Raw genomic sequence first — 15,274 nt, forward strand, 5'->3', positions numbered from 1 at the left:
AAATTAATTTAAAATTGTAATAAAATGAAAAAACAAAAAATGATTGACGTATTGCATTTCTGTGCAGCGCAATGTACTCATTGTTATGATGCTTGCCATTTAGAAAAAAACCATGATATGAAATTGTGCATGATGAATTGTCAAGATTGTGCTGAAATTTGCCGTATAACAGGACATTTATTAGAAAATGATTCTGCTAATGTCGACATCTTTTTAAAATTATGTGCTAAAATGTGTGAAAGATGTGCAGAAGAATGTGAAAAATATCCGCAGGATCATTGTATAAAATGTGCAGAAGTTTGCAGAAATTCTATGGAAATATTTGACGAATATTAGGATTTTAATAACGAATATTCCAATTATTAATCGTTAATGGAACGAAAAATTTAAAACTTATTGTATGCCGTGGACTGAAAAAATTTTCCGAATGCGATGAAAAATCTTCCCAAGGTGGTTAGGAATAAAGCTATTCAAATTGGTAATGCCATACTTCTGAAAACAAAAATGAAGGAAGGATCTGTAATTGCTATAGCAATAAGTACTGCAAAACGTTGGGCTGAAAAAAGGGGATTACTAACTAATAATAAAAAGTAAATAACGAGGAAAAGGATGAACAGCTAAAATAAATTTCCGTTTAATTTTAATTAAAAAATCAAACAGAATATTTTAATATTTGATAAAATAAATAAACAAAAGGAGCAACAAAAATAACACTGTCTAATCGATCAAGAATTCCACCATGACCAGGCATTATTTTTCCACTATCTTTTACTCCTGCAACTCGCTTGAATTTGGATTCAATTAAATCACCTAGAGTTCCTATAATTCCAACAATAACAGCTATGATAGTCCATATTTGAATGGATTTTTCTAAATGTGCTGGACTAGCTTGGATGTAATACTTAGAAATTAAATAGCCTGCTAAAATAGCAAAAACTATTCCTCCTATAAATCCTTCAATAGTTTTTTTAGGAGAAATACGTTCTAATAATTTATGTTTTCCTATTGATTTTCCAACAATGTATGCAAAAGTATCATTAGTCCAAATTAAAATAAAAAGGCCAATGATAATTTTAGGATTGTATTTTACTCCGAAGGAAATTTTAGTTATGAAGAAAAAGGGCAAAATAACATATCCTAATAAATAAATATATTTGGATGGGGTAGTGATTTTTTGAATCGTATCATTAAATAAAAAATGAATACATTTAATGGATATTAGCAATGTGATACCAAGAAGTATTTGGTAGAATAAATCGGTTTCTAATGTGATAGTGTAGTTTTTCTTTGAAATAAAAAATAAAAGTTCTTGGGTGAATTTTTTATAAAAACAAATTAAAGTTATCCCTCCATAAAAAAGAAAAGCAAATAGCATTGGTACAATTTTTTTTAAATGCACCAAAGCACAAAATTCATACACAGCAATTAGGAGGAAAATTCCAAATAAAACAAAAAAACTTTCATTTGAATAAAGTATGGAAGCGATAAGGAGTATTATATATATTGCCCCAGAAATCGCTCGCTTTAAAGTTTCGTTCATGTTACAAATCTTCTAGTAACAATAAATAAAGATTTTTTGCAGCACTACCATAGGTCAAGAAATCTTCATCTTGTACTTTTTCAAAATATTTTATGGCAGTAATATTGGTTGGATAATCTTTATCATATTTCTTTTTAATCACTCGTAAGCCGTCACTTTTTGTTTCTAAAATTTGACTTGTTGTTGCCAAAATAACCATGTTATCTGGAAGTTCATTTGGTTTTTTTTGTTTAATTTGATTGGATGAAAGTAAAATAGAACCTTCATCTGCAATCAAATTTTCGCAACTTGCAAAAAAGAATTTTGGTGCCACAGGAGCAGTATATTCCAATTTGTTTTCATCTAGAAGATTATATAATTTGGATTCGTAACAAAGTACTTCACTTTCAAACCAATCGTTTTCTTCCAATATGTTTTCAAATTGTTCTTTAGCTTCGTTAAGATTTTCACAATAAATAAATTTACCTCCATTTTTCTTAAAGTTGAAAGTAAATAAGTCATCTATTGCAAGATCAGCGGGTTTCGGAGTGTTGTATTCGCTTAAGCTATCTTCATTTGAAGCTTCACTACCGGTACCAAATATTTTTCTAAAAAGACTCATAATAGTATATAAAATTCTTTATTTTTCACTTGAAAACTTTCAAAGATAAAAAAATCTTAATTCAAAAGCATTTTTTGAATTAAGATTTTTAATAATTTATTATTTTATATAAATTAAAGCTTAGTATCTAGATTTTCTTCCTGAGCTATTTGATAGGGTCTTTTACCGAAAATGGTTTCTAAATCGTCTTTAAAAATCACTTCTTTTTCAATAAGAATATCGGCAAGAAGCAATAATTTGTCTTTATTTTCTTTAAGGATTTCAATAGCTCGTTGGTATTGTCCTTCAATTAAAATAGAAATTTCTTTATCAATTGTCATCGCAGTATCCTCTGAATAAGGTTTGTTAAAATTATACTCTCCTTGACCAGACGAGTCATAATAAGTAACGTTTCCTAATTTTTCATTCAAACCATAAATGGTTACCATTGCACGTGCTTGTTTGGTTACTTTTTCTAAATCGGATAAAGCTCCAGTTGAAATAGTGTCAAATACTACTTTTTCGGCAGCACGACCACCCATAGTAGCACACATTTCGTCCAACATTTGATCTGGACGAACAATTAAGCGTTCTTCTGGCAAATACCATGCGGCACCTAAACTTTGTCCTCTAGGAACAATTGTAACCTTAATAAGCGGCGCTGCGTGTTCTAGCATCCAACTTACAGTTGCGTGTCCCGCTTCATGAACAGCAATAGCTCTTTTTTCGGCTGGAGTAACAATTTTATTTTTCTTTTCTAATCCACCAACAATACGGTCAACGGCATCCAGAAAATCTTGTTTATCTACAGCAGTTTTGTTATGACGAGCAGCAATTAAAGCGGCTTCGTTACAAACATTTGCAATATCTGCACCAGAGAAACCAGGAGTTTGTTTGGCTAAGAAATCAGTATCCAAACCTTCTACTTTTTTAAGTGGAGCTAAATGTACTTCAAAAATCTCTTTACGTTCTCTAATATCTGGAAGATCTACATAAATTTGTCTATCAAAACGTCCTGCACGCATCAGAGCTTTGTCTAAAACATCGGCTCTATTGGTAGCAGCAATTACAATTACGTGGGTGTTGGTTCCAAAACCGTCCATTTCAGTAAGTAATTGGTTCAGCGTATTTTCGCGTTCGTCATTACCGCCCGACATACTATTTTTCCCTCTAGCACGACCAACCGCATCAATCTCATCAATAAAGATGATAGATGGCGATTTTTCTTTGGCTTGCTTGAATAAATCTCTAACACGAGAAGCACCAACACCAACGAACATTTCCACAAAATCAGAACCGGATAAAGAGAAAAAAGGCACTTTAGCTTCACCAGCAACTGCTTTAGCTAGTAAGGTTTTCCCGGTTCCTGGAGGTCCCACTAAAAGTGCTCCTTTAGGGATTTTACCTCCTAAAACAGTATATTTTTCAGGGTTTTTAAGAAATTCTACAATTTCTTGTACTTCTTCTTTAGCACCTTCTAATCCAGCAACATCTTTAAAAGTAGTTTTAACTTCTGCTTTTTCGTCAAACAGTTTCGCTCTTGATTTTCCGATGTTGAAAATTTGACCACCACCACCAGCGCCACCAGACATTCTTCGCATAAAATACAGCCAAACACCAATTAATAGGAGCATTGGAAGAAATCCTACAAGCAACTCCGACCAATCACTTTTAAGTTTAAAATCGTAGTCTTTCAGTTTACTATCCGTTTTGGCTTTAATTAATTTGTTTTCAAAATTTTGCGCATCGGCAATTTCAAAAGTATAATGAGGTCCTTTATTTACTCCGCCAAAAAGAGGGTCCTTAGCAACTTTACTATTAGATTTATCTTTTAAAGCAGCAGCAGTAAGATAAGCTTCTGCTTGCACTTTATTAAAAACAATTACTTTCTCAATTTGACCACTATTTAATAGTTCATCAAATTTGGAAGATGAAATTTTTGTAGGATCTTGTAAATTAGTGCTACCAAATATGTTTAAGAGTATAAACATAAAAATAATAGCTCCAGAGATCCACCATGGACTAAATTTCAAACCACTTGGTTTTTTGTTGTCTGACATTATTTGCTTTGCTTTTTAGTTTTTATTTTCTATCGAAGTAATTTTAGCATCTCCCCATAGACCTTCAATATTGTAGTATTCGCGAATTTCTTTTTGAAACACATGTACTACAATACTTACATAATCCATCAATACCCATTCGGCATTTCCGGTACCTTCAATGTGCCAAGGTTTGTCTTTAAGTTCTTTGGAAACTGTTTTTTGAATCGAGTTCACGATTGCATTTACTTGTGTGTTGGAAGTACCGCTGCAGATTACAAAATAATCACATACGGCATTGTTGATAGCTCTTAAATCAAGAATTTCAATATCATTTCCCTTTACTTCTTCTATTCCTTTTATGATGTTTGTTAACAATACATCAGTACTCACAGTCTTTTTTGTCATCTAAATTTTATATAATTTGCAAAGGTATCAAAAAATGTGCTTATTTTTGATGCTTAACATAAGTTTAAGTACCAATTTAATAAAATACCTCGCATGTCAATAATCAAACTCAATGCCATAGATTCTACAAATGATTTTTTGAAGGATCTTTCCCGAAATCAGTTATTAGATAATTTCACCACTGTTGTTGCACAAAAGCAAACCAAAGGCAAGGGTCAAATGGGAGCTACTTGGGATTCAGAAGAGGGTAAAAACTTAATTATGAGTATTTTGGTGAAGGATATTTTACAAAATGTAGATGAAATTTTCCATCTCAATGTTGCCATTGCTTTGTCTGTTCTTCAAGTTTTACAAAATTGTAAAGTACCTAATTTAAGCGTGAAATGGCCTAACGACATAATGTCAGACCACAAAAAAATCTGTGGCATATTGATTGAAAACAGTTTTAAATCGGACACAAAAATAGAATCGATAGTAGGAATAGGTTTAAATGTGAACCAACAACAATTCGAAAATCTCCCAAAAGCTTCTTCAATGTTGGTAATAACCAATGCCGAATTTGATTTGGATATTATTTTAAATAAAATTATTTTTCAAATTAAGAAAAATTGCAGTTGGATACTCTCTAACCAATCGGATAAATTATGGCAAGAATACCACCAGCATTTATTTAAAATTAATGTACCGATGGCTTTTGAAGATGCTAATTTAAACAAATTTATGGGAATTATTAAAGGCGTTTCCCCTGAGGGAAGATTAGAAGTTGCAGTAGAAGATGATTCGGTGAAAAGTTTTGGTATTAAAGAAGTTCAAATTTTGTTTTAAGTATGATTTTAGTTAGATAGAAAAACCTCGTAATTATTAAATTACGAGGTTTTTTTGTATGAAATTGGGTTGTTATTACAAAGCAATCACAACTTATAATTTATGCATATTTTCCGCCAAAGTTTCAATAAATTTAGAAATTGGACCTTTAATCATCATTGCCATCATCGGATTAAAATCCCCCTCAAAATCTAATTTCACTTCGCTAGAATTTTCTGAAATAGCATCTATAGAAGCAATTAATGAAAAAGGTAGTTTTTCGCTAGCAGCATTCAAAACCACTTTCGAATTTGGAATTCCTTCTTTCATTCGCAATTTAATTTCGGGCATACCTTTCAATCCAAAATTGAAAATGTCTTCTCCAAGAACTTCAAATTTAGCAATGTTTTCAGGCATTAATTTTTCAAAATTCTTTACATCAGACAAAGCATTATATAAATATTCTGCCGATTTTTCAACGGTAACTTTTGGGCTTTCTAAGTTCATTTTTTATGTCTTAATTCTTAATACTTTTATCTTGATACTTAAACATTCCAAGTGGATGGACTTTTACGCCATTCTTGTAAGGTTACTTGTTCTTCTTCGGTAATGTATTTTTTTTCTACAGCTAATTCCAATAGATGCTCGTAATTACTTAAAGTATTCAAAGTTACATTAGCATTTTTAAAGTTTTCATCGGCTACTGCAAATCCGTAAGAGAAAATAGCAATCATTCCTTTTACATTGGCTCCTGCTTCTTTCAAAGCTTCTACAGCCATCAAGCTGCTATTTCCTGTAGAAATTAAATCTTCAACAACGACAACATTTTGACCTTTCTGTAAAAAACCTTCTACTTGATTTTGTCTTCCGTGCTTTTTTGCTTCCGGTCTAACATACACAAAAGGTAGCCCTAATTCTTCTGCAACGAGTATTCCTATACCTATTGCACCTGTTGCAACGCCAGCAATAACGTCGGGTTTTCCATAAATTTCAGTTATTTGTTTAGAAAATTCATCGCGGATGTAATTTCTAATCGCTGGAAATGAAAGAGTTAAACGGTTGTCGCAATAAATAGGGGAGTTCCAACCTGAAGCCCACTTAAAAGGATTTGACGGATTCAATTTAATTGCATTTATTTGTAAAAGCAATTCGGCTGTTTTTTCGGCTGTTTTTTTATTAAAAATCATACTGCAAATGTATAAAGTTTTTGTGAATGACAAACCACTTTTTTTAACAAATGAAGTCGCTAAAGAAACCGACTTTCAATTGTTCTTACTTGAAAGTGTCGATATTGAACAACTTATTGTTAAAATGTTCAATAATAAGATTAAAAAAGCCTATTTGTATTATCCGGATGAAAAGGAAATTCTTAATAAAGTAAAAGAAAAAATTCCTGTTAAAAAAGCTGGAGGAGGCTTGGTTTACAACCAAAAGCGGGAAGTATTATTCATTTTTAGAAACGGAAAATGGGATTTACCCAAAGGCGGATGCGACAAAGGTGAAATTATTGAAGATTGTTCTATTCGTGAAGTAGAAGAAGAAACCGGGGTTCAAAATTTAATAATCACCAAAAAACTCCAAAAAACCTATCATGTTTTTAAGCGATATGGCGTTTACAGACTCAAGATAACCCATTGGTTTGAAATGACAACCACATTTGAGGGAACTCCAATTCCGCAAGAAAATGAAGGTATTGAAAAAGTTGCCTGGCTCAATCCAGAAGAAATTAAGCAAGCTTTGAAAAATTCGTACGAAAACATCAAGTTGTTGTTTGAATAATTACTCCATTTTAGAACTCAATTCAAACCAACGTTCTTCTTTTTCTTCTTTCAAATGAATTACTTTTTGCAATTCAATTGCTTTGGCTTCAATTTCATTATCCGCCACTTTACCATCCGAAAATAATTGTTCGATTTGTTTCTTTTGGAATTCTAAATCTTTAATTTCCTTTTCAATTTTGTTGAATTCTTTTTGCTCATTAAAATTCAATCCAGCCGAAATGGTTTTGGCTTGCTTCCAATTTGTCTTTGCGAGGGACGAAGCAATCTCTTTATTTGCAGGCTCAGCCGAATCTTCGTAGGCTCTAAAATCAGAATAATTTCCCGGGAAATTTTCTATAATTCCGTCGCCTCTAAAAACAAATAAATCATCTACAATTTTATCCATAAAATATCTGTCGTGCGAAACCACAAGCAAGCATCCAGGAAAATCCAATAAGAAACTTTCTAATACATTCAAGGTCACAATATCCAAATCGTTGGTTGGCTCATCCAGAATCAAGAAATTCGGATTCTGAATCAAAACCGTACATAAATACAACCGTTTCAATTCGCCACCACTCAATTTCTCAACATAATCGTATTGTTTTTTGCTATCAAAAAGAAAACGCTCTAACAATTGCGAAGCTGAAATCAATTTTCCTTTCATCAACGGAATATATTCTCCGTATTCTTTAATAATATCAATGACACGTTGTCCTGGTTTTGGATTGATACCGCTTTGGGTGTAATAGCCAATTTTAATTGTATCTCCCGTAATCACTTTTCCAGAATCGGTAGGAATGGTTTGCGTCAATAAATTTAAGAAAGTCGATTTTCCGGTTCCGTTTTTACCGATAATTCCAATACGTGCACCACGTTGAAAATCAAAACTAAAGTTCTCTAAAATCTTTTTATCGCCAAACTTTTTCGAAATCTTATGCAATTCAATAATCTTGCTTCCAAGCCGTTCCATGTTGATTTCCAGTTCCACCACATTTTCTTTTCTTCTACTTTCTGCTTTTTCTTTAATCACATAAAAATCATCTTGACGCGATTTCGATTTGGTCGTTCTTGCCTTAGGTTGACGTCGCATCCAAGCCAATTCCTTAACAAAAAGGTTTTGTGCCTTGTCTACACTGGCATTTTCGGAGGCTATTCGTTCTTCTTTTTTCTCTAAATAATACGAATAATTTCCTTTGTAACTGTATAATTTTCCGTTGTCCAATTCGATGATTTCGTTACAAACACGTTCCAAAAAGAAACGGTCGTGCGTGACCATAAACAACGTAATATTTTCTTTTGCAAAATAACTTTCCAACCATTCAATCATCTCCAAATCCAAGTGGTTGGTAGGTTCATCCAAGATCAATAACTCTGGCCGATTGATTAAAATAATGGCTAACGAAAGGCGTTTTTTCTGTCCACCCGACATATTTTTGACCTTCAATTTGAAATCTTCCAATTTCAATTTGAATAAAATTTGCTTGAATTGGGTCTCAAAATCCCAAGCATTTAATCGATCCATATCGTCAAAAGCCAACTGATAGGCCTCGCTGTCGTCTGGGTTTTCTAGTGCTTTTTCATAGCGTTCAATAACATGAAGAATCTCATTATCACTTGCAAAAATACTTTCCTCCACCGTCAATTCATCCTGCAATTGCGGCACCTGCGATAGAAACGCCATCTTAATTTCCTTCCGCATCACCACTTGCCCAGAATCGGGTTCGTCTTCCCCGTTAATGATTTTCATAATACAGGTTTTCCCCGAACCATTTTTGGCAATAAAAGCAATTTTTTGGTCTTTATTAATTCCAAACGAAATGTCCTTAAACAAAGTTCTCTCGCCAAAGGATTTCGATATATTTTCTACTGAAAGGTAATTCACAAGTGTAATTTTTTTGCAAAAGTAGGTCATTGCGAGGTACGAAGCAATCTTTTCTAATTTTACCTCTTTTTGAAGCGAATGGCTTGGGCTTTATTTGTAAAGGCAATTCCCGCTTTCCGTTTCAATCTGTCATTGCGAGCTTGCGAAGCAATCTCACAATACCAGGATTTCCACTGCAATCGGGGCTAGCAGGAAAGGTTGTTGCTTTTTTGTTATAATTTCCAAAACACAAAACAATAAAATTTGTATATTTGATTATCAAATTCATTTGCAATGGAAAATTCTAATAAAAAATACCCAAAAACAGATTTTATTTCTAAAGTGGAAGAGCCTGCTTTGGAATATTTTAAGATTGAAAAATTAGTACCATCCTCTTCCAATGAAGAATGGGATGCTTTGCCTGAGGTTTTAAAAAAACTACTAGAAAAAGGTTTAAAAGAATCGGACCAAGATTTAGGAATTTCTCATGAAGAGATGATGAAAAAAGTTAAAGCAAAATATCCTTTAATTGATGGAATATAAGATCAAATGGTTAAGCAATGCTTCTTTAACTTATTTCGATGAAATTGATTTTATTTTTGAAAAATGGAACTACAAAGAAGTTCAAAAATTCATTCTTTTAGTAGAGGATAATCTAAAAAGATTATCTGTTAATCCCAAAATTGGAATTCCCATAAAAAATATGTTTAGACTTGTTTTGTCAAAACAAACTACTCTTTTCTATACTATTCAAGAAAAAGAAAAAAGAATTGACTTGATTATTTTCTGGAACAATTCGAAAAATCCTGATGGCTTAGTTAGGTTGCTTTAATACTATAAAATTTGTATATTTGACTATCAAATTCAATTGCAATGGAAAATTCTAATAAAAAATACCAAAAACCAGATTCTATTTCTAAAGTAGAGGAGCCTGCAACTGCTTATAATTTAGAAAGTAAAACAGTAGAGGATTTTGAATTACATCCAGTTTTAGTGAAATTAATTGAAATTGGAAAAGCACAAAGTGAACAAGGTTTAGGCAAACCTCATGCTCAAGTAATGAAAGAAATGAAAAAAAGATATAATCTATCTTAAATGGAGTATTTGATTAATTGGTTGCCATCTTCTGAATATACTTACATTAAAGAAATGGAATTTATTTTAGAAAAATGGAATTTAAAAGAGGTTGATAAATTCACTGATTTAGTTGAAAGAACTATCCTTAAACTAAGTAAAAATCCTAAAATTGGTATTTATAGAAAAGATATGAATACCTATTCATTAGTTATTTCCAAACAAACAACTTTGTTTTATGACATCCTTGAAAATAAATCTCAAATTGACTTAATAGCCTTTTGGAATAATAAACAAAACCCAAAATATTTTGACACTTTTATTAAGTTAAATCTTTGATTATATTTGTCCAATGCAATTATCCGTAATCATTCTTAATTATAATGTGCGCTATTTTTTAGAGCAATGCGTTTTAAGTGTCCAAAAGGCACTCGAAGGGATTGATGGCGAAATAATTGTAATTGATAATAATTCGTCCGATGCTAGTTGCGCCATGATGCAACAGCGATTTCCTAATGTGAAACTCATAGCAAACAAAGAAAACCTAGGCTTCCCAAAAGGAAATAATATAGGAGTAGCCCTAGCCAAAGGCGAATATATTTGCATTTTAAATCCCGATACGGTTGTTGCTGAAGATACTTTTCAAAAAATATTAAAATTTGCTAACCAAAAAATAGTTAGTCAAACTCTCCCTTCGGGGGATGGGGGGCTTGGAATAATTGGTTGCAAATTAATCGATGGCACTGGAAATTTTTTACCCGAAAGCAAACGCGGCATCCCAACACCCTGGGTTGCTTTTACCAAAATTTTTGGATTGTATAAAATTTCTCCTTTTTTTGGAAAATATTATGTCCAACATTTATCTGAAAATGAATCGGGAGAAGTAGAAATTCTTGTTGGTGCTTTAATGCTGATGAAACGCGAATTGTATAATAAAATTGGCGGCTTCGACGAAAACTGCTTTATGTATTCCGACGATATTGATTTAAGTTATAGAGTGCTGCAAGAAGGAAAATCCAATTACTATTTCCACGAAACTACTGTAATTCATTATAAAGGAGAAAGCACCGTTAGGGACGGAACGTATATGAACCGCTTTCAAGAAGCGATGAATTTCTTTTATAAAAAACACTTTAAAGTTTCGGTTTTCTTTTCGATTTTCATGAAAATTGGAATCGTTTTCTTTTCCTTTGTGAAAATGTTTCAAGGAAAAGTAAAAGAAAAAGGAAATCCTGAAAATTATAGTCTAGTTTCGGAAAGTTCTAGTAAATCAGAATTAATCCATCGATTAGAAAAGAAACTAAATAGTAAATTTACTGATACCATAATAGAGGGAAAACGAACCGAATTTGTAATCGACTTAAATTCAGTCTCCTTCCAACAAGCAATTCATTTCATGGAAACCAATAAGAAAAAAAATTATACATTTAAATTGCTTCCGCCAAATTCTAATTTCATTATTGGAAGTAATAGCAGTAATGATAGAGGAGAAGTAATATTAGTGAAAGAATAAAAAAATAGCGAAAAATTATATAATTCTTGATTAAACCTAAAAATAATCATTAATTTTGCAAACCAAATAACGAAACACAACTTTAGTTTAAAGATATGGCAAAGTTCGAATTGAAATTACCCAAAATGGGAGAAAGCGTTGCAGAAGCAACCATTACCAACTGGTTAAAAAAAGTAGGTGAATCTATTGCTGCTGACGAAGCCGTTCTAGAAATCGCTACTGACAAAGTAGATAGTGAAGTGCCAAGTGAAGTTTCTGGAACTTTAGTCGAAATTTTATTCCAAGTGGATGATGTGGTTAAAGTGGGTCAAACCATTGCTATTATTGAAACTGAAAGCCCTTCAACACCCGAAGCGGGAGCCCAAAGCGACGTAAAATTGAACGTTTCTGAATCGGTAAAAAATATAGAAAGTATAGATGCAAGATCTTCTGAAGTTGTTTCTGCTACCCCTTTGGGGGCTGGGGGGCTTCCAGCCGATTTCTCTGCATCCGATAAATTCTTTTCACCATTAGTAAAAAACATTGCTAAAGAAGAAGGCGTTTCTATTGCCGAATTAGAAAGTATTTCTGGTTCTGGAAAAGAGGGTCGTGTTACTAAAGAAGATATATTAAAATTTGTTGAAAGTCGAAAGTCGAAAGTCGAAAGTCAACCCTCCCAACCTAATACCCAAAACCCAAAACCTAATAGCCAAAGCGAACAACCTACAACCTCTAAAGCCCAACCCATTTCTGTAAATGGTGGCGATGAAATTGTAGAAATGGACCGTATGCGTAAGTTGATTTCAGGCTATATGGTGGCTTCCGTACAAACCTCGGCGCACGTTCAATCGTTTATTGAGGTGGATGTTACGAATATTGTAAAATGGAGAGATAAAGTTAAAACTGCTTTTGAAAAACGCGAAGGTGAAAAATTAACTTACACGCCAATTTTCATGGAAGCAGTTGCCAAAGCATTAAAAGATTTCCCAGGAATGAATATTTCGGTAGAGGGCGATTATATCATCAAAAAGAAAAATATCAATTTAGGAATGGCTGCAGCATTGCCAAATGGAAATTTAATTGTTCCTGTAATTAAAAATGCCGATCAATTGAACTTGGTTGGAATGGCTAAAGCCGTGAACGACTTGGGAAATCGCGCTAAATTAGGTAAATTAAAACCAGACGATACCCAAGGCGGAACTTACACAGTTACTAACGTTGGAACTTTCGGGTCGGTTTTTGGAACGCCAATTATCAACCAACCACAAGTAGGTATTCTTGCGCTTGGTGCTATCCGTAAAGTGCCAGCAGTGATTGAAACTCCAGAAGGAGACTTCATCGGAATCCGTCAAAAAATGTTCTTGTCGCACAGTTACGACCATCGAGTTGTTGATGGCGCACTTGGAGGAAGTTTTGTAAAACGTGTTGCCGAATATCTTGAAGCATTTGATGCAAATAGAGAATATTAATTCTGATAAACCAGAATAATTCATTATAAATCAACCCTTTCAATTTTTTGAAAGGGTTTTTCTTTTTTTGTTAAAATAAAAAACCAAAAAATCGATTATCCGTAACCACAATATTTTATATTTGTGACTAAATTATTTTTAAAATGGAATTAAAATTAAACCGACCTATTTGTTTTTTTGACTTGGAAACGACAGGAATTGAAGTAGCAAAAGATAGAATTGTAGAAATCTCTATTTTCAAAGTTTTTCCTAACGGAACTACCGAAAGCAAAACTTGGTTAGTAAATCCAACCATCCCAATTCCGCCTCAAACAACCGCTGTGCATGGTATTACTGATGAAAAAGTAGCCAACGAACCAACCTTTAAAGAATTGGCTTCCCAAGTGCACAACATGATAAAAGACTCCGATTTAGGAGGCTATAATTCCGATAGATTTGACATCCCGCTTTTGGCCGAAGAACTCCTTCGTGCTGAGGTAGATTTTGATATGAAAAACCGAGTTTCGGTAGATGTGCAAACTATTTTTCATAAAAAAGAAGAACGCACTCTTAGTGCTGCCTTGAAATTTTATTGCGGAACTAACCTTGAAAATGCGCATTCTGCCGAAGCCGATACCATGGCAACTTATGAAATTTTAAAAGCGCAATTAGACCGTTACGACGATTTAGATAACGATATGAAATGGCTTTCAGAATATACAACCCGTAAAAAATCAGTTGATTTTGCTGGGTTTATCGCCTTAAATAAGGAAGGAAAAGAAATTTTCACCTTCGGAAAAAACAAAGGACAATTAGTAGAAGACATTCTTGAAAAAGAACCCGGATATTATGGTTGGATTCAAGGAGCTGATTTTCCGTTGTACACCAAAAAAGTTTTAACAGCTATTAAATTAAGAAAACTAAACACGAAATAGTGGAAAGCAGGAAGTTGGAAGAGGGGAGTTGGAAGAGGGGAGTTGGAAGATGGAAGATGGAAGATGGAAGATGGAAGATGGAAGATGGAAGATGGAAGATGGAAGATGGAAGATGGAAGACAGGAAAAAGGTCGAAAGCATTAAGCAAAACCCAAAACCTAACACCCAACACCTAGCATCAAGGACCTAAAACCTAGAACCAAGAACCTAACACCCAAAACCTAGCACCAAGGACCTAAAACCTAGAACCTAAAACCTAGAACCTAAAACCTAGAACCTAACACCTACAAAATGAAAATCATCTGCATCGGTAGAAATTACGTGAAGCATATCGAAGAACTTCAAAACGAACGCCCAGAAGAACCGGTCGTTTTTTTGAAGCCCGATTCGGCAATTCTTTTAAAACAGCATCCGTTTGTAATTCCAGAATTCAGCAATGATGTGCACCACGAGGTGGAAATTTTAGTCAAAATAAATAAAGTAGGAAAATATATTGAATCCAAATTCGCACATAATTATTACGATGAAATCGGACTAGGAATTGACTTTACAGCCCGCGATTTACAAGCCAAATTAAAAGAAAAAGGACTTCCTTGGGAAAAAGCCAAAGCCTTTGACGGCTCGGCAGTTATAGGTGATTTCTATCCTAAAAACGACTACGATTCGCTAGAAAATATGGAATTCAAATTAGTTAAAAACGGAGAAATTGTGCAGTTAGGAAACACGAGCCACATGCTCTGGAAAATAGACGAATTAATCGCGCATATTTCACAGTTTTTCACCCTTAAAAAAGGCGATATTATTTTTACAGGAACACCCGAAGGCGTTAGTGCTGTTAAGCCAAACGACATCCTAGAAGGATTTATAGAAGACAAAAAATCATTTAGAATACAAGTGAAATAATGGCAATAAATTACAACCTTTCTAAAGTTCATGCAATTTCCGATAATGACCCCGATTTTGTATTGGAAATTGTGCAGTTATTTGTAACCGAAATTCCCAAAGATTTCAAACAAATGGAATTGGGAATTAAAGAAAAAGACTACAAACAAGCCTATGCTTTTGCTCATAAAATCAAGCCATCCCTAGATTTATTAGGCATGTTAATTGCTTATGATGAAATTCTTCAGGTGGAAGCCTGGACTAAAGCCAAAGGCAAAAGAAGAGAAATTGAAGCAACCTGCGAAAGCATTAAAAAGCAATTAGAAAAAGCCATAAAAGAAATAAAAAAAGATTTCGAAGTTTAATTATTTGAAGCGAATGGTTCGGGATTTATCAGTAAACCATTTTCCTGCCGCCGTTGCAATCTGCCATTGCGAGGAACAATGCA

The 15,274-nt window shown here is 33.4% G+C and carries 20 protein-coding genes; 13 read left to right on the forward strand and 7 right to left on the reverse strand.

Annotated elements, in window-relative coordinates:
- The first annotated feature begins 24 nt into the window (after positions 1 to 24).
- On the forward strand, positions 25 to 336 hold the full coding sequence (locus tag ACIQ2J_RS07320; protein WP_396168059.1) for a four-helix bundle copper-binding protein: 312 nt from the start codon (positions 25 to 27) through the stop codon (positions 334 to 336).
- Between the two features lie 316 nt (positions 337 to 652).
- On the opposite strand, the gene ACIQ2J_RS07325 is transcribed toward ACIQ2J_RS07320, so the two are convergent.
- The 4 genes from ACIQ2J_RS07325 to rsfS form a co-directional block, all read right to left on the reverse strand.
- The gene (locus tag ACIQ2J_RS07325; protein WP_396168062.1) at positions 653 to 1,540 is read right to left on the reverse strand and encodes a phosphatidate cytidylyltransferase; all 888 of its coding nucleotides are present in this window, start codon (positions 1,538 to 1,540) and stop codon (positions 653 to 655) included.
- A 1-nt stretch (position 1,541) separates the two neighbouring features.
- Positions 1,542 to 2,141, reverse strand: coding sequence for an LUD domain-containing protein (locus ACIQ2J_RS07330; RefSeq protein ID WP_396168064.1), 600 nt, complete (start codon positions 2,139 to 2,141; stop codon positions 1,542 to 1,544).
- 113 nt (positions 2,142 to 2,254) lie between these two features.
- Positions 2,255 to 4,180: an ATP-dependent zinc metalloprotease FtsH gene (gene ftsH / locus ACIQ2J_RS07335; protein ID WP_396168068.1), complete on the reverse strand. Its 1,926-nt coding sequence runs from the start codon at positions 4,178 to 4,180 to the stop codon at positions 2,255 to 2,257.
- A gap of 15 nt (positions 4,181 to 4,195) precedes the next feature.
- Positions 4,196 to 4,567: a ribosome silencing factor gene (gene rsfS / locus ACIQ2J_RS07340; RefSeq protein ID WP_396168071.1), complete on the reverse strand. Its 372-nt coding sequence runs from the start codon at positions 4,565 to 4,567 to the stop codon at positions 4,196 to 4,198.
- 93 nt (positions 4,568 to 4,660) lie between these two features.
- On the opposite strand from rsfS, the gene ACIQ2J_RS07345 reads away from it, so the two are divergent.
- Entirely contained in the window at positions 4,661 to 5,392 is a 732-nt protein-coding gene (locus ACIQ2J_RS07345) for a biotin--[acetyl-CoA-carboxylase] ligase (protein WP_396168073.1), read from the forward strand.
- A gap of 93 nt (positions 5,393 to 5,485) precedes the next feature.
- Here ACIQ2J_RS07345 and ACIQ2J_RS07350 read toward each other — a convergent pair whose 3' ends face one another.
- Together ACIQ2J_RS07350 and pyrE are read right to left on the reverse strand one after the other, a co-directional pair.
- Entirely contained in the window at positions 5,486 to 5,878 is a 393-nt protein-coding gene (locus tag ACIQ2J_RS07350; RefSeq protein ID WP_396168075.1) for an SRPBCC family protein, read from the reverse strand.
- 38 nt (positions 5,879 to 5,916) lie between these two features.
- Positions 5,917 to 6,558 (reverse strand): orotate phosphoribosyltransferase, encoded by a 642-nt coding sequence (pyrE, locus tag ACIQ2J_RS07355; protein ID WP_396168077.1) that lies wholly within the window; start codon positions 6,556 to 6,558, stop codon positions 5,917 to 5,919.
- A 7-nt stretch (positions 6,559 to 6,565) separates the two neighbouring features.
- On the opposite strand from pyrE, the gene ACIQ2J_RS07360 reads away from it, so the two are divergent.
- Positions 6,566 to 7,150 carry an NUDIX hydrolase gene (locus ACIQ2J_RS07360; RefSeq protein ID WP_396168080.1) on the forward strand — a complete coding sequence of 195 codons (585 nt, stop codon included), beginning with the start codon at positions 6,566 to 6,568 and terminating at the stop codon, positions 7,148 to 7,150.
- Here the strand turns inward: ACIQ2J_RS07360 and ACIQ2J_RS07365 are convergent, their stop codons facing one another.
- A complete protein-coding gene (locus tag ACIQ2J_RS07365) occupies positions 7,151 to 9,016 on the reverse strand; it encodes an ABC-F family ATP-binding cassette domain-containing protein (protein WP_396168081.1) in 1,866 nt (621 codons plus the stop codon).
- 273 nt (positions 9,017 to 9,289) lie between these two features.
- On the opposite strand from ACIQ2J_RS07365, the gene ACIQ2J_RS07370 reads away from it, so the two are divergent.
- The 10 genes from ACIQ2J_RS07370 (at position 9,290) to ACIQ2J_RS07415 (ending at position 15,191) form a co-directional block, all read left to right on the forward strand.
- Entirely contained in the window at positions 9,290 to 9,538 is a 249-nt protein-coding gene (locus ACIQ2J_RS07370) for a hypothetical protein (RefSeq protein ID WP_396168083.1), read from the forward strand.
- On the forward strand, positions 9,528 to 9,827 hold the full coding sequence (locus ACIQ2J_RS07375) for a type II toxin-antitoxin system RelE/ParE family toxin (protein WP_396168085.1): 300 nt from the start codon (positions 9,528 to 9,530) through the stop codon (positions 9,825 to 9,827). The genes ACIQ2J_RS07370 and ACIQ2J_RS07375 overlap by 11 nt, the downstream gene beginning before the upstream one ends.
- A 41-nt stretch (positions 9,828 to 9,868) precedes the next feature.
- Positions 9,869 to 10,090: a hypothetical protein gene (locus ACIQ2J_RS07380; RefSeq protein WP_396168087.1), complete on the forward strand. Its 222-nt coding sequence runs from the start codon at positions 9,869 to 9,871 to the stop codon at positions 10,088 to 10,090.
- Positions 10,091 to 10,408, forward strand: a complete 318-nt coding sequence (locus tag ACIQ2J_RS07385; RefSeq protein ID WP_396168089.1) for a type II toxin-antitoxin system RelE/ParE family toxin — start codon at positions 10,091 to 10,093, stop codon at positions 10,406 to 10,408.
- 13 nt (positions 10,409 to 10,421) lie between these two features.
- A complete protein-coding gene (locus ACIQ2J_RS07390) occupies positions 10,422 to 11,582 on the forward strand; it encodes a glycosyltransferase family 2 protein (RefSeq protein WP_396168091.1) in 1,161 nt (386 codons plus the stop codon).
- A 95-nt stretch (positions 11,583 to 11,677) separates the two neighbouring features.
- On the forward strand, positions 11,678 to 13,030 hold the full coding sequence (locus tag ACIQ2J_RS07395) for a dihydrolipoamide acetyltransferase family protein (RefSeq protein WP_396168093.1): 1,353 nt from the start codon (positions 11,678 to 11,680) through the stop codon (positions 13,028 to 13,030).
- 143 nt (positions 13,031 to 13,173) lie between these two features.
- Positions 13,174 to 13,944 carry an exonuclease domain-containing protein gene (locus tag ACIQ2J_RS07400; protein ID WP_396168095.1) on the forward strand — a complete coding sequence of 257 codons (771 nt, stop codon included), beginning with the start codon at positions 13,174 to 13,176 and terminating at the stop codon, positions 13,942 to 13,944.
- A complete protein-coding gene (locus ACIQ2J_RS07405; RefSeq protein ID WP_396168097.1) occupies positions 13,944 to 14,120 on the forward strand; it encodes a hypothetical protein in 177 nt (58 codons plus the stop codon). The genes ACIQ2J_RS07400 and ACIQ2J_RS07405 overlap by 1 nt, the downstream gene beginning before the upstream one ends.
- Before the next feature lie 115 nt (positions 14,121 to 14,235).
- Entirely contained in the window at positions 14,236 to 14,847 is a 612-nt protein-coding gene (locus ACIQ2J_RS07410) for a fumarylacetoacetate hydrolase family protein (RefSeq protein ID WP_396168100.1), read from the forward strand.
- Positions 14,847 to 15,191: an Hpt domain-containing protein gene (locus ACIQ2J_RS07415; RefSeq protein ID WP_396168102.1), complete on the forward strand. Its 345-nt coding sequence runs from the start codon at positions 14,847 to 14,849 to the stop codon at positions 15,189 to 15,191. The genes ACIQ2J_RS07410 and ACIQ2J_RS07415 overlap by 1 nt, the downstream gene beginning before the upstream one ends.
- Positions 15,192 to 15,274: the final 83 nt, after the last annotated feature.

This window comes from Flavobacterium sp. (assembly GCF_044357305.1).
Lineage (GTDB): Bacteria > Bacteroidota > Bacteroidia > Flavobacteriales > Flavobacteriaceae > Flavobacterium.